Source organism: Lewinella sp. W8, from assembly GCF_004375085.3.
Lineage (GTDB): Bacteria > Bacteroidota > Bacteroidia > Chitinophagales > Saprospiraceae > Neolewinella.
Window position 1 is genome coordinate 86035 of record NZ_SNAQ03000002.1, and the last position, 14096, is coordinate 100130.

The following is a 14096-nucleotide window of genomic DNA, read 5'->3' on the forward strand; positions in this document are numbered from 1 at the left end:
GATCTTGGTGGCCCGGCGCTCCCGAAGAAAGGGGCACGGGGCCGCATAAATGCGTTAAACAAAGACTACAAAGCAGATTTTGGTCGGCTTTGTTCTGCATTCGGCCCCTTATCGGACAACAATCCTCCTTATCTTAGCCCCTAGCTTTGACTATCTACTCATGATTCCCAAGAACTACACCACAACCATTCTCTTTTGTCTGCTGTGCTCCCTGGGCCTGGCGGCCCAGCGGGCCGCGCTCGAACTTCCCGCCCCCAAGCTGGAAGCCCTTCGCGCCCAGGACCAGCAGTTCGGTAACCCACGCTTCTCGGCTCCCCTGCCCCTGGACCTGGCACCTGCGGTCACGCCCTCCGACTACGTGCTCGAAGGCGGACAGTACGTCTGGGCCCAGACTTTCAGCCTGGCCGGCACCCACGGACTGGCCGTGTTTCTCGATCGGGTCCAACTGCCCGCAGGCGGCACCCTGGAACTGAGCAACGCGGAAGGCAAACGGGGGCCTTTCCGGCAATCGGACGTCAGCCGCGAACAACGGCTCTTCACGGGTTTCCTACCCGGTCAGTCGGTCACCCTCACCTATCGCGGGCCGCTGCCCACTACCGTACCTTTTCACGTCTGGCGCGTGGACCACGTATACCGTCCCGACATCTGGGCCCCGGCCCGCGCCAAGGATTTTGGGGATTCGGATGCCTGCCAGGTAAACGCCAACTGCCCCCAGGGAAATGGCTGGGACGAGGTTAAGTCCGGCGCCGCCCGCATCAACCTGGTCGTAGCGGAAGGCGTGGGTTTTTGCTCCGGCAATCTGATCAACAACACCGCCCAGGACGGTCGTGCCCTCGTGCTGACCGGTTTTCACTGCATGGACGGATTTACCCCCCTTTACGACCTGTGGACCTTCGACTTCGGCTACACTTCCGCCGACTGCAATAACCCGGCCGTAGAGCCTACCCCCGTCTCCTACCTGGGTGCTCGCTTTTTGTCGGGTCTCCGGGAAACGGACTTCATGCTCCTCGAACTCGACGACCCCGATTTCGTGGCCACCGACCACTACTTTGCGGGCTGGGACCGCTCCGACGGCGACGTTTCCGGCGTCATTACCCACTTCCATCACCCGATGGGAGACATTCAGAAAATTGGCCAGAGCGGGGCGGCGGGCATGGATATTCTCGGCAATCAGATCACCTGGAACAGCGGCGTCGTTACGCCGCCTAACCACCACTTCGTGATGGACTACGCCGTGGGCAGTTTCCAGATCGGATCCTCGGGTAGCGCCTATTTCGACGGTAACCAGCGCATCCGCGGACAACTCAACGGGGGCAACCCCAGCTGCCCCGGCACCAGTGAGGCCTTCGTGGGCCGCTTCCACCTGAGCTGGAACAGCGGAGACGACCCGGCCTCCCGGCTCGTCGACTGGCTCGACCCCATGGGGCAAAACCCCACCACCCTGGACGGAGCACGCCTGACGACCAGGCGCTTCGTTTCTGGACGTGTGGTGCAGGACGGACTGGCCGTGGCCGGCGCCACCATCAATTTCGAGTGGGCGCCCTCCGGTTCGGCGTCCTTCACCACCAACTCCAGTGGCTTTTTCCGCGGTGAACGCCCCCCGGGAGTGAGCGGCTTTACGGTGTCGGGCACTTACAACCCCGGTCCGGACCTGAAAACCGGCGTAGACGTGGGAGACATCATCACCATTCGCCGCCACATCCTCGGTCTGGACACCATGGCCGCCCCCCAACTGGTGGCCGCTGACGTCAATAATTCCGGGACCGTACGGGTCTCCGACATCACCCTCATCACCCGGGTCATCCTCAACGTGGCCACCTGGGGCGATCGCCCAAACTGGCTGGTCATTCCCGTCGGATTCCCCATTGAGCCCCCGCCGATGGACATTGACGCGCCCATCGGCATTTCGCTCAACAACCCGGCCATCCACGAGGTAAGCATCGACTTTTTCGTCCTGAAAACTGGAGACGCGGACGGCAATGCGGCGGAAAGCGGACAATGAGTGGGGTGATTAAGAGCATGTCTGGATTTTGGTCATCTGGCCGAATTTGAGATTTTTTTGGTGCTAGCAAGGCGGATACCACGTAGTAGCCGCGAAGCGAAACCGGAGTCTAGCAGCGCTAAATGAGGATTTTTCCAACGAAGCTAGCGCCAAAAAAGGCCAAATGGAGGTCGATTATTAAATTCCAAACATGCTCTAAAGGAACACTTTGGTTAATCTCACCGTTATTTGCGTAGTATTCGACCCGATTATGGCCTACACCACCGATTCCCTCCAGTTTCTGGAACGTGCGACCGAAACCTTGCGCGCCGCAGCCCATCCCATCCGGCTGTCCATCATCGGTCTGCTCGCGGAGGAAGGCCCCCGGACCGTCAAGCACATCCACGAATCGCTCGACATTCAGCAACCAGTGGCCAGCCACCACCTGCGGATCATGAAGGACAAGGGGATCGTTGACGTGGAACGGGACGGACAGAACAGTCGCTACGGACTGCGTGACAAGCGCTTCGCCGGCCTGCTGGAAATCATGCGCGAATTGATTTAGAGCTTGTTTGGATTTTGGTCGTCTGGCCGAATTTGAGAATTTTTTGGTGGTAGCAAGGCGGGGAAACCGGAGTTTAGCAGCGCTAAATGAGGATTTTCCCAACGAAGCTAGCGCCAAAAAAGGCCAAATGGAGGCCGATTACTAAATTCCAAACAAGCTCTTAGCGGAAGAAAAACCCCGCCATCCTTTACCTTAGGGATTCCGAAGGCGCCCCTTCGGCAAACCGATCTGCATGTCCACCAACAATTCCCACCGACAGTACTGGCGAGAGAACCTGCGCTACCTCTTCATCTTGTTGTCCATCTGGTTTATCGTAAGCTACGGCTGCGGCATCCTCTTCGTCGAACCGCTCAACAATTATCGCATTGGTGGGGCCAAACTCGGTTTTTGGTTTGCTCAGCAGGGTTCCATTTACGTCTTCGTGATCCTCATTTTCGTCTACGTCTACCTCATGAACCGACTGGACAAAAAGTACGGTTTGGACGAAAGCGACGACCAGTAAATGTCGAATTATTCGGGCGCGGCCGCAGGTGCAACGGCTTTACGCAGAGTCAAGAAAAGTGTCGGGTATCCCATAGTTGTATCCCTTATGGTGGCGTTGGGTTATAACCTTCTTTTCCTGTATGTTTTTCCTCAATAGATTGCTTTTTTGGTATTAGATGGAGGTGTGATTTTTAAGTCTACTCATCACTGATTTTAGACAAAGACAGTCATTTTTTCTGCTATGCGAGTTTGGTACTTTTGTCGGCCAAAAGTACCGCAAAAGCCTTCCGTCTAAATTGCCGGCTTAACGGGCTCACGGCGCTTTTCGACCTACGAAATTGAAACTCGCCGCACACTACTTTTTTCAAAGATCACCTATCGATTATTGGCTCCTTGTTTTTCAAGCAATCATCGAGTATTGCCTCAAACACCAATTCCGCTTCACGGCCCAAAAGCACCGCTCACCCTACCAGCAATTAAGGCCGGGTCTAAGATTTTTCTCGTTGCTGTCTTTGAATAAAGTATTTACTACTATCAAGCTTTCTTAGTGGTTTGTTCCAGGTTTTCCCTGCTACCCCCTTTTTCGGCCTTCGTCATCGGTAGGGAATGGAGGCCTTTGCGACCGTTAAGCAAAGTTGTTGTATGAGCACCCCATGGCTTTGTAAAGCCCCTAATGATGTACAACCGATAGGTGGTCCTTTGTCCATGAAGTTGGTTGCGAGTTTCGACTTTGTAGGGAAGCAAAGGTCTTCATTCCCGTTAAGCCGATGATGCAGCCGAGGGCTTTTGGCTCCACCTTTTGGCCAGCAAAAGGTGGAAAACTTATGGGGTAAAATTTTCCTTGGCGCTTAGGAGTAAATTAAGAGGCTTCTTACCCACCACCACCATTTAGCCGCTGCCCTCATCTAACCTAGTTTATAAGTTGTGATTTTTCTTTTGGCAAGGAAGAACAAAAAAGAAAAATGACTTAGCTGTAAAAACCACTTGTGTGCTGCAGGGAGGGGTATAACTCTACGCCATCCCACAAAAGGCAATCCATGCGTGTGTAATTAGCGGGCTGCTGCCATCTAATGGGGAAAATAGTCCCATGTTTCCCTTACCCACCCCACCCCGCTTACTGCTATCCGTGCTAGTCCTTTTGTGCTCCGTGCTGGTAACCGCCCAGGAGGAAATGCCCGTATCTTCTACCATTGAGGAGGCCACCGTTTTTCTCGAGGGCGCTCAGGTTACCCGTACGGCCACCGCCACGGTGCCCGCCGGTCGGCGGGCCATCATCTTCACCGGCCTGACGGCGGACCTTGACCCGGAAAGCGTCAAGGTCAGTACCCGGGAGAGTGGCTTTCTGGTGCTGTCGGTCAGCCACCGGATGAACTTTGGTACCCCGCCCGAACCCGGCCCGGAAGTGCGGGAACTGGAAGCCCGGGTGGAAACGCTGGACTTCGAGCGCGACCTGATCAGTACTCGGGCCAACATTGCCCGCGAGGAGGAAGAAATCCTCCGGGCCAACCGTAGCATCAGCGGCCAGGCCTCCGGCCTGGCGGCCGAGGACCTGGAACGGGCCGTGCGCTTCCACCGGGAAAGACTGACGGAAATCCGGATGAACTACCTCCGCTGGAACCGCCAACTGGACTCCCTGGCGAAAGTGCGGGAAAGCCTGATGAAGCAACTCGCCGAAATGCGGGGGAAAAAACCCCAGAAGGCGCAGTCCGAGATCGTGGTCATCACCGAAGCGGAGCGCAGCGCTACGGCCGACTTCCGCCTGAGTTACCTCGTCCCCGAAGCGGGCTGGGAACCCTATTACGACGTTCGTGTGACGGACATCAGTCAGCCCGTCAACCTCCGCTACCGGGCGAAGGTTAGCCAGGACTCCGGGGAAGACTGGGAAGACATCAAATTGACCCTTTCTACCGGCGACCCCAAAGGATCGGCGGTAGCTCCCTCCCTTGAGGTCTGGCGACTCTACGGTGGCTCGCGGCCACCGACCTACCGGCCCCTCGCCGCCCGCGACATCAGGTCCGGCTACCGCAGCGTAAGCGGTAGGATTTTCGACGCAAATGGTGAGCCACTGATCGGGGCTACGGTTCTCGTCCAGGGCACCACCATCGGGACGGTAGCCGACGTGGACGGCAACTTTAGGATTGATGTGCCCATGGAGGCCACTGCCCTCACTTTCAGCTATACCGGTTACCGCAGCAGTTCCCGGCCCATTACGGGAGGGCGACTGGACGTGCTGTTGGAAGATGCCGCGGAGTTTCTGGATGAAGTCGTCGTTACCGGCAGGGCCCGCTCGCGGAAGCAACGCCGCGACGAGCGAATTTCCGAGGAGGACCTGTCCCTCGACTACAGCCCACCGCCGCCGCCTCCCCCTCCCCCAGCTCCCGCACCGGTGCCCACCACGGTGTACCGTCAGGCCACTACGGTCAGCTTTCAGATTGATCTGCCCTACTCCATTCCTTCCGACGGGAAAGAACGGGACGTGGAAATCAACCAGCACCAATTGCCCGCCCACTACACCCACGTTACGGTGCCCAAAGTCAACGAAGCGGCCTACCTGACGGCGGCCGTCACCAACTGGGAGCAGTATGACCTGCTCAGCGGGGAGATTCAACTCTTCTTCGAGGGCACCTATCTGGGACGTTCCTATCTGGACGTGAGCGCGACGGAAGACACGCTCAATCTTTCCCTGGGCAAGGATCCCAACGTAGTGGTGGAACGCACGGAGATCACTGAATTCCGCAAGGAAAGTTTCCTGGGGGGTAAAGTATCCCAGAGCCGGGGGTACCGCATTGAAGTCCGCAACCGAAAAGAGCAACCAATTCGCCTTCTGGTGAAGGAACAGATTCCGGTCAGTGCCGACAACGAGATTACCGTCAAGTCCGAGATTTCCTCGGGGGGAAGGCTGGAGAGTGAATCCGGCATGGTGCGTTGGGAGCTCCAACTTCCTCCCCAGCGGGAAGTGAAGGTCAGCCTGGAATATACCGTTCGTGCTCCCCGGCATAAACGTATTTACCTCGATTAGGGGTCTGGCGGGTAGCCCCCTTGGTTGGCTACCCGCCGGATTGCCCCCGGGATGTGCCCGGCACCCGCACGAATGTGCCCAAAATTTTCTCGGCGAATAAAATGGGGTGGCATCTCTGCCCAATGGGTCGTATCATAGTGCCAGTATCTGACGAGCCGTCCCACCCGTAAGCGGGGCGGTTCCGGAACAACCCTGAGTATGATTGACCGACTGTACATTGCCGCCACGTCCCAGCACGTGGGAAAAACCACCTCCACCCTGGGCCTGATGGCCGCCATCCGGGCGCGGGGCCACCGCGTGAGTTACTGCAAGCCCGTAGGCCAGGAATTTGTGGAACTAGGCGACCTGCGGGTCGACAAAGATGCCCTGCTCTTCGCCCGCGGCATGGACTTTGAGCTGAAGGCCGAACTTCACTCTCCGGTGATTATTGGCCGGGGAGTAACGTCGAAGTACCTCGACGACCCCACCAAATTTGATTTTGGCAGCAAAATCACGAAGGCCAGTAGATACCTTCAGGCCAATTTCGACCTGGTGATTTATGAAGGAACCGGCCATCCGGGCGTTGGCTCCGTGTGCGACATGAGTAACGCCCAGGTGGCCAAGATGCTGGATGCTCCGGTCGTCATGATCGTAGAGGGCGGGATTGGCAGCACCATCGACAAACTCAACATGAACCTGGCCCTGTTTCGGGAAAAGCGAGTGCCGGTTGCCGGCGTGATCGTCAATAAGACACTTCCCGCCAAGCTCGATAAGGTGCGGCACTACGTGGAGATTTACCTGCAGAAACTGGGCATTCCGCTCCTCGGGGTACTTCCCTACGAACGGACGCTGAGCAACCCGATCATGGGTTCCATCCGGCGGGCGCTGGACGGTAAAACCCTGGCCAACAAGGATGGCCTCAGCAACCGGGTAGAAAACATCGCCAGTGGCAGCCTCCTGGCCCAACAGGAAGTGGAAGGGCTTAAGAATCTGCTGGTCATCGTCAGCCGCCGAAGGCTTAAAGATTCGATTACCGCACTGAAAAAGATTCTTCGGGAGCGGAAACTGGACGGAAGCACCGTAGCGGGCATCGTCGTGACTGGCCAGGGAAGCCATAACCCCGATTTACCCCACGCAGAATTTCTCAATAAATTCCATATCCCCGTTGTGGCCTGTGCGTTGGACACTTACGGAGCTGCGGTCAGGATCAGCAAAATGGAAGTAAAGATCAATCTGAAGACCCCGTGGAAAATCCGGCGGGCGGTGGAGTTGATTGAAGAGCACGTCAACCTCGATTTACTTTTTTAGAAAAAGAGCGAGGCCCACACTACGGATGCAGTGTGGGCCTCGCTAAATTTTTGGGTGTGCTATTTACACATCCTCTTCCCGTCCCTTGGGGAAGGGGATGACCAGCTCCTGCCCGGGGAAGATCTTGTTGGGATCATCGAGAGTGTCGGTGTTGGCCGCGAAGATCGCCTTGTAGGCCATCACGTCGCCGAGGTAATCCTTGGCGATCAGGGAGAGGCTTTCGCCGCGCTCGACGGTGTGCTTGGCGTAGTAGGCCGTATTGGCGACCTTGATGTCCGCCTCAATGTCCGTGGGACGCTCGCCGCCAACGCGCTTGATTTCGTCCCAGAGAAGGTCTTTATCCCGAAGCGTATCGGCCGTACCTCCCATGCGGAGTACGCCGTCAGCTTCTTCTACGTATCCGTCCTGAACACCGAGTTTTTCGCCGAGGTTGAGTACGCTACGATACTTGTCTTGCAGAGTCATTACTATTGGTTTTAGTTTTTAAAAAATATGGAATGCCTACACTTGCATTCCGTGCATAAGACGGAGCGTAAGTTAGTCCGTCACATCCGAAATACCGTGAACCAGAATAAACTTTCCACGCCCGAAAGTATCCCCGCCATTATTTTTTCCGGGCTCCTTTAAGGAAAACCTGCCATCGACCTGAAGCATGCCCGACTTTCTGGGTGCTGATCAGCAATAGTGTAGTGAATTACCGCATCCCCTAATTCTTCAGTTCAATACTTTCGTCTACCTCCCAATTTGCCCGTAAGGCTTCAATGTCGAACCTTCGCACTACTTCGGGGCGACGACCGTAGCGGTAATCTCCTCCGTCGTAGCGGCCGTTATCGTTGGCGTCTTCAACGATTTCCACCACGTAGGTTCCGGGCTTTAGGGCTGCGTAGTTAATTTCTTCGGATACGACTTCCCGCAGCACGCGCTGGGTTTCTTCGAGCACCTTATCCTTCTCTACGAGGCGCAACAGGTACACGGTGTTGGAGTCCAGCCCGGACACCCGAAGGGTGAGGTCGCCAAACTTCTCCAACTGCTCCACCCGGAATTTGGCCACCAGCGTATCGGCGTTACGCTGTCCGTACCAGTCGGTAATACCTCCCGGCAGCACGGTAAGCCGGTAATCTACGTTGGATTGCCAATTGGACCGAAAACTCACCCGGAGGGGGTTGAGGCTGTCCAGCGCCGCCGTAAGGGGCAGGGCATCGGGCAGGGTGTCCCTACGTAACCGAACGGCAGCCGTATCGATGGCTTCCAGGGGGTGATTGAAGGAAAATCGAGCACCTTCCAGCGGATTAATCCTGCCCGGCGGTCGGTCAGTGGCTTCGAGGCGGGGCAGCGTTCGGGTAGCACCGTCCAGATTAAAGACCGCAGTGTCTCCGGTTTCCTCCCCCCGAAAAACGATCAGGCGGTCACTGCCCGACAAGTCTGGCCGGTAGAACAGTGTCAAGGAGTCCCGGTTATAGCGCCGGTAGTATTCGTTCTGGGTAGTGACGTCCAGATTTTTGGCTTCCTGATTAAAGACCACTTTAGTCCGCCCCACGTAACTGGAGTCAACATCAATGACTCTGATGGGCTTGGGTACGGGGGAAACCCTCAGGTTTCCGATGGGATTATTTGCGTCCTGTACCACCAGAAAGGTATCGATGGTTCCCACGGCCTGCGGCTGAGAAAAGCCCTCAAAGTCGAGGAAGTAATTTGTCGCTGACGGACTGCGAAGTAAGGCAACCGCCCGGTACTGACCGGGGCGGACGTTAAATACGGTGAAATTCCCCTCCTTATCGGTCTGGGCGAAGTAGGTCGGGTTAGTAGTGTACACAGCAGTATCCGCCAGATTATCGTAGAGCGTAAAGGTGGCGTCTTCCAGGGGCTCACCCGAATAATCATCCACCAGCACACCGCTGACGCTGGCCGAGTCCAACACGGGCCCCGTAGCAAAAACGAAGCGCAGGTTCTCCGTGGGGTTGCCTTCGTTCAGGTCCTTAATGGCCGAGCCGATGTTGACGACGTAGGTTACGCTGTCCCGCAGCGTGAGCCCTTCCAGGGGGATGACGAGGGTTCGTTTCCGCAGCTCGGGGCGGTTATCGGGGCCCAACTCCAGGGGAGGTGAAATCAGAATCTGTTGCTGTTGGTCCAGCTCGACCCATTCGTCAAAGGTCAGTTCGATGACCTCCGGGTAGAAATTCGTTTGAAAATTCGGCGTGGTTTCTTCTTCGACCAGTCTTGGCCCAATGGTATCTCTCGCTCCTCCGGAGGGAGCCGTTGGCGTAGCGCAGTGTTGCAAGCTCAGCGCCTGGGCCAGGAGCACCAGGAGAAACATTACACAGCCCAGGATGTATCTAGCCATTAGGAGAAATTTGCACAAAGGTAGCCTTATGCATCCTTATGGATACCCGGTGGCCGAAAGGCGTTGGTGATCTTCACAAAATTTTAGGATAAACCTCCCCTGCAGATCGCCGGGATGCTAACGCAGTAAGGTCACCGTACCCTGGTCCACCGTCCGGCTGCCGTCGCGATAATCGGCGTCCAGTGTCCATACGTAGGCGCCGGGGGGCGCCGCCCGACCATTGACCTGCCCGTCCCAACCGCTGGCGGCATCGTTAGGGCTTAAATCGAAGGCTTCGTACACCAGGTTTCCCCAGCGGTTGTACACCGCGAAGCGATAAATGGCCAAAACGTCCCCACCATCCTGAGGAAAGAAGCGATCGTTAATCCCGTCCCCATTCGGAGAAAAGGCCGTAGGAAGAAATACGGCCCGGCAACTCTCGAACGCAACATCTACCTGATCGAACAGGGTACCGCAGGGATGCTCCACGTAGGCCCGGTAGCGCCCCGGCTGGGAAATGTAGACCGTATCAAAGGGCGTTCCGTCATCCAGAAAACCCTCCCCTACTTCGAATACGGCGGTCAGGGGCAGGAGTTCGCCGAGGCACAGGCTGGTATCCGGGGGCCCCAGATCAAACTCCGGAACGGGGATATTATCGATGAAGATGCGGTCCGAGGCTTCGCAAATAATGTCCTGGCGGGTAACCGTCACCTCGTAAGTTCCCCGCTCCGACACCGAGACGACCGGCCCACTTAAACCGGGGTTCGCCCATTCGTAAATGGCCGTTGGCGTCGTTACGTCGAAGGTGAGAAAATCCGTCGGACAAATGGTGGTATCCGGCCCGAGCTTCACGAAGGCCGAATCCCCCTCCACGGCAATACGGACGGTATCCAGCAGCGGGATATCGCACTCATCGAAAATTCTCACGGTGTAGAGGGTCGTGGTGTCGGGGGCGGCCGTTACGCTGGCTGCCGTGGGGTCATCAAGGCCCTCCGTTGGGGTCCATTCGTAGCGTTCTCCCCCCGTGACGTCCAGCAGCACCTGTCCGCCAGGACACATGGTCACGTCGTCCAGTTGTTTGAGGAAAGAGTTAAACCGGAAGCAAACTTCATGGCGGTTGAACAGTCCGCCGGTGGCGGCGGCGAATCCGTAAAAAACGAAGGGATCTCCCCCGAAAATTTCGTTAACGATATCGCCGGTGTATTCCAGTCGGAGGTCGCAATTGAAGTACACCCGCAGGGTTAACGCATTGGCATCCCAGGTAACCCGCAGGGGTAAAAACTGGCAATTCTCGATGTTGTTGGAAGAGGTGCTGGCCACCACCGGGCCGGCCAGATTATCGGGCCCGGAATGCGTGACGGCGCCGTTGGCCATGATGGCCACGTGGTCAAATACCGGATCGTTACGGTTGGTGTTCTGGTAGGTATCAAATTCCACGCCGAGGGCGGGCCGTACGCCGCCGATGCCCAGTCCTTCTCCGGCCTGCCCGACACTGGCACTGATGGGTTGCAGCCCGAAGACGATGCCGTCGGCACCGTTCACGTCGGCACAACCGAAAAACATGTCCATCACCAGGTCAAAGCTGTTGCGGAGGTCCACTTTCTCCGGGAACCAGATGGAGCCAACGTCAAATTCAACCTCGCTGGTCAGTTGGAAGCAACTGTCGTTGGTTTGCACCGCACTTCCGTTGAGAAAGTACTGGGCCGGAAGGTTCGCCGAAAGGAGAACCAGAAATAATAGCAGTTTCAGATTTTGGGGCATACCACGAAGGTAAGTCACTAAAAAACAAGGCCCAAGGAGGAATGGAAACCAATGAGCCCACCGTCGTAGAATTGACGGTTAAAAGCTTCGATCTACCCCACAAGCAGCGGCAAAACATCGGACAAACACCGGCCTTACGGCTTTCGCCACGCCTCGGCGGTGTCCACCACCGCCAATACTCCGTAGTAAAGGGTGGCGCCCAGGCAAACGCCCCGCCAGAGCGGGCTCGGCTCCGGGTAGAGATAAACGTTCATCACCGCGGAGCCCACGAAGGCGACGGTCGCCAACAAGGTCAGTACCCACCAGCGTCCGCCCCGACTGGGATAAGCAAAATGCACCGGAATGAAGTGCAGTATCGCCAGGCCGAACACCAGGACGGCGAGGACGGTGGGCGCCATCCCCGGCACCACGAAGATGAATACGTAAACCGCCATGTTCCACATCACCGGAAAGCCGACAAAATGCTTCCCATCCTCGCTGACCATGCCCTCCAGGCCATAATAAATGGCCGCGGACAGCAGCATGGCGAAGCAGCAGGCCAGCCGCAATCCGTCCGGCATATCCACGGCTACGTAAAACAGATAGGCCGGCAGGATCGCGTAGGTAAAGAAATCGATGACGTAGTCGATCATTTTTCCGTCTACCCGGGGCAGGACTTCCCGGACCCGGGCCATCCGGGCGAAGGTGCCGTCGATGCCGTCCACCACCAGGGTTACCAACATCCAGAACATGGCTTCGCGGTAGTCTCCCGCTACGGCCGCCAATAACGCCATGAATCCCGCCAGCAGGCCGGAAGCCGTAAACAGGTGAACCGACCAGGCGAATACCTTTTGCATGCTATTGTCCTTATGTTGTGTGGCGGTAATGATAAGCAAACCCCGGCGACTTCACGACGGTCATTCCGTCAATTCGTTTTCTCTTGCGTTTCTTTACCCCCATACTCACTTCGCCTCCCGTCCCCCCATGCGTCCCCTACTGCTCCTTCTTGCCCTCCTGTTTTCCGCTGCCGCCTACCTGTGGTGGACGGGGGAAAACGTCAACTGGCCGGCCTTCCTCAGCATGTCCGTTTTCTACGCGCTGGTTTACTACATTGGTGCCCGGGCCGCGAGCCGCCGGGAGCGGGAAGATAATGATGCCGAGGGCATCATGCTGGCCGGGCGGAACCTGCCGGTATGGATCGCCATTTTCACCATGAGCGCCACCTGGGTGGGCGGGGGCTTCATCAACGGAACGGCGGAATACACCGCCACCCAGGGACTGGTCTGGGTGCAGGCCCCCTGGGGCTACGCCCTCTCCCTGGTAATCGGCGGACTGTTCTTCGCCCGCATCATGCGCCGACGGCGCTACCGGACCATGCTCGACCCCCTCGAGGAACGCTACGGGAAACGGCTGACGGCCCTACTTTTCCTTCCGGCCCTGAGCGGAGAACTCTTCTGGACGGCAGCCATCCTTACCGCCCTGGGCGCCACCTTCGGAACGGTGCTGGGTATTGACCTGACCACGGCCATCCTACTGTCCGCCACCATTGCCGTTGCCTACACCGCCCTCGGTGGATTGTGGTCCGTTGCCCTGACGGACGTTCTCCAGTTGGCCATCCTGTTGGTGGGCCTGGCCATCATCGTCCCCTACGCCCTGAGCTACTCCGGAGGCTGGGACAACACCCTGGCGGCCTACCGGGAAAAATTCGGAGCCGCGGCTTCCCTCCTCCCCAGCCGGGAAGCCCTCGGGGATTACTATTTCACTTGGTGGGACTATGCGCTCCTGCTGATCTTCGGCGGCATCCCCTGGCAGGTATACTTTCAGCGGGTGCTGGCCTCCCGCGACGAACGGACCGCCGTGCGGCTGAGCATCATTGCCGGTGGGGTGTGCCTGCTGGCCGCCGTCGCTCCGGTGATCATCGGCATGGTATCCGCTACGGCAGATTGGTCCGCCGTGGCGGCCGGACCGCCACCGGAGGCCGCCGCTACCCTCCCCTGGGTGGTGCGTTACCTGACCAACCCGGTGGTGGCCGTGGTGGGGCTGGGAGCCGTGGCGGCGGCGGTAATGTCCAGCGTGGACAGCAGCGTACTCTCCGCCAGTTCCATGGGCATCTGGAACGTTTACCGGCCGCTCGTCGACCCCGGCCTGCCCGACGGCAAGCTGGCCAAGCTCATCCAGCGGTGCATCTGGATTGTGGGCGTGGCCGCCACCCTGATCGCCTTTCAGGTGCAATCCGTCTACGCCCTGTGGTTTTTGTGTTCCGATTTCGTGTATTGCCTCCTGTTCCCGGCCCTCGTGTGCGCCCTGTTCGACCCTCGGGCCAATAAATGGGGCGCCCTGGCGGGGTTCCTGCTGGCCGCCTTCCTGCGCTTCGGCGGCGGGGACGAAACGCTGGGCATACCGGCCTACCTCCCTTACCCGACGGATTTCCCCTTCCGGACCCTGGCCATGGTCAGCGGGATGTCGGCCATCATCATCGTGTCCAGGCTGGTGCCGGGTACGAAGAAGGGGTAAACGTTGGTTTGGGCGCGGCGCGCAGGTGCCGTCGATTTTTGGTTTGGCCGTGAGCAGTAGAGACAAGGCATGCCCTCAATGGGTGACGGTGGGCCCTGGGGTTACTTTGGAGACAAGGCATGCCTTGTCTCTACTGCATGCCTTGTCTCTACTGCATGCCTTGTCTCTGGACCATTGCCGCACCAAT

General features: G+C 57.8%; 10 protein-coding genes. 6 read left to right on the top strand and 4 right to left on the bottom strand.

Annotation, left to right across the window (positions count from 1 at the left end; translation table 11 throughout):
- The first annotated feature begins 160 nt into the window (after positions 1-160).
- The 5 genes from E1J53_RS02890 (at position 161) to E1J53_RS02910 (ending at position 7335) form a co-directional block, all read left to right on the top strand.
- Positions 161-2002, top strand: a complete 1842-nt coding sequence (locus E1J53_RS02890; protein WP_134271668.1) for a dockerin type I repeat-containing protein — start codon at positions 161-163, stop codon at positions 2000-2002.
- A 250-nt stretch (positions 2003-2252) separates the two neighbouring features.
- Positions 2253-2546 carry a helix-turn-helix transcriptional regulator gene (locus E1J53_RS02895; protein WP_134271667.1) on the top strand — a complete coding sequence of 98 codons (294 nt, stop codon included), beginning with the start codon at positions 2253-2255 and terminating at the stop codon, positions 2544-2546.
- A 232-nt stretch (positions 2547-2778) separates the two neighbouring features.
- Positions 2779-3048 carry a DUF4212 domain-containing protein gene (locus tag E1J53_RS02900; RefSeq protein WP_134271666.1) on the top strand — a complete coding sequence of 90 codons (270 nt, stop codon included), beginning with the start codon at positions 2779-2781 and terminating at the stop codon, positions 3046-3048.
- A gap of 1068 nt (positions 3049-4116) precedes the next feature.
- The gene (locus tag E1J53_RS02905; RefSeq protein ID WP_134271665.1) at positions 4117-6048 is read left to right on the top strand and encodes a DUF4139 domain-containing protein; all 1932 of its coding nucleotides are present in this window, start codon (positions 4117-4119) and stop codon (positions 6046-6048) included.
- Between the two features lie 198 nt (positions 6049-6246).
- Positions 6247-7335, top strand: a complete 1089-nt coding sequence (locus E1J53_RS02910) for an AAA family ATPase (protein WP_134271664.1) — start codon at positions 6247-6249, stop codon at positions 7333-7335.
- A 63-nt stretch (positions 7336-7398) separates the two neighbouring features.
- On the opposite strand, the gene E1J53_RS02915 is transcribed toward E1J53_RS02910, so the two are convergent.
- The 4 genes from E1J53_RS02915 to E1J53_RS02930 all read right to left on the bottom strand — a co-directional run bounded on the left by E1J53_RS02915 (position 7399) and on the right by E1J53_RS02930 (position 12252).
- A complete protein-coding gene (locus tag E1J53_RS02915) occupies positions 7399-7800 on the bottom strand; it encodes a LysM peptidoglycan-binding domain-containing protein (RefSeq protein ID WP_134271663.1) in 402 nt (133 codons plus the stop codon).
- Between the two features lie 241 nt (positions 7801-8041).
- Positions 8042-9676 carry an Ig-like domain-containing protein gene (locus E1J53_RS02920; protein ID WP_134271662.1) on the bottom strand — a complete coding sequence of 545 codons (1635 nt, stop codon included), beginning with the start codon at positions 9674-9676 and terminating at the stop codon, positions 8042-8044.
- 117 nt (positions 9677-9793) lie between these two features.
- Positions 9794-11416, bottom strand: coding sequence for a gliding motility-associated C-terminal domain-containing protein (locus tag E1J53_RS02925; protein WP_134271661.1), 1623 nt, complete (start codon positions 11414-11416; stop codon positions 9794-9796).
- Between the two features lie 134 nt (positions 11417-11550).
- Positions 11551-12252, bottom strand: coding sequence for a phosphatidylcholine/phosphatidylserine synthase (locus E1J53_RS02930; protein ID WP_134271660.1), 702 nt, complete (start codon positions 12250-12252; stop codon positions 11551-11553).
- Positions 12253-12379: 127 nt separating this feature from the next.
- Between E1J53_RS02930 and E1J53_RS02935 the strand changes: the two genes are divergently transcribed.
- Positions 12380-13909 carry a sodium:solute symporter family protein gene (locus tag E1J53_RS02935; protein WP_134271659.1) on the top strand — a complete coding sequence of 510 codons (1530 nt, stop codon included), beginning with the start codon at positions 12380-12382 and terminating at the stop codon, positions 13907-13909.
- Positions 13910-14096 lie beyond the last annotated feature (187 nt).

Excerpts from the sequence above, each read along its gene's own strand:
- E1J53_RS02905 (WP_134271665.1), top strand. The coding sequence starts at position 4,117 with ATGTTTCCCTTACCCACCCCACCCCGCTTACTGCTATCCGTGCTAGTC.
- E1J53_RS02925 (WP_134271661.1), bottom strand. The coding sequence starts at position 11,416 with ATGCCCCAAAATCTGAAACTGCTATTATTTCTGGTTCTCCTTTCGGCG.
- E1J53_RS02935 (WP_134271659.1), top strand. The coding sequence starts at position 12,380 with ATGCGTCCCCTACTGCTCCTTCTTGCCCTCCTGTTTTCCGCTGCCGCC.
- E1J53_RS02930 (WP_134271660.1), bottom strand. The coding sequence starts at position 12,252 with ATGCAAAAGGTATTCGCCTGGTCGGTTCACCTGTTTACGGCTTCCGGC.
- E1J53_RS02900 (WP_134271666.1), top strand. The coding sequence starts at position 2,779 with ATGTCCACCAACAATTCCCACCGACAGTACTGGCGAGAGAACCTGCGC.
- E1J53_RS02910 (WP_134271664.1), top strand. The coding sequence starts at position 6,247 with ATGATTGACCGACTGTACATTGCCGCCACGTCCCAGCACGTGGGAAAA.
- E1J53_RS02920 (WP_134271662.1), bottom strand. The coding sequence starts at position 9,676 with ATGGCTAGATACATCCTGGGCTGTGTAATGTTTCTCCTGGTGCTCCTG.
- E1J53_RS02890 (WP_134271668.1), top strand. The coding sequence starts at position 161 with ATGATTCCCAAGAACTACACCACAACCATTCTCTTTTGTCTGCTGTGC.
- E1J53_RS02895 (WP_134271667.1), top strand. The coding sequence starts at position 2,253 with ATGGCCTACACCACCGATTCCCTCCAGTTTCTGGAACGTGCGACCGAA.
- E1J53_RS02915 (WP_134271663.1), bottom strand. The coding sequence starts at position 7,800 with ATGACTCTGCAAGACAAGTATCGTAGCGTACTCAACCTCGGCGAAAAA.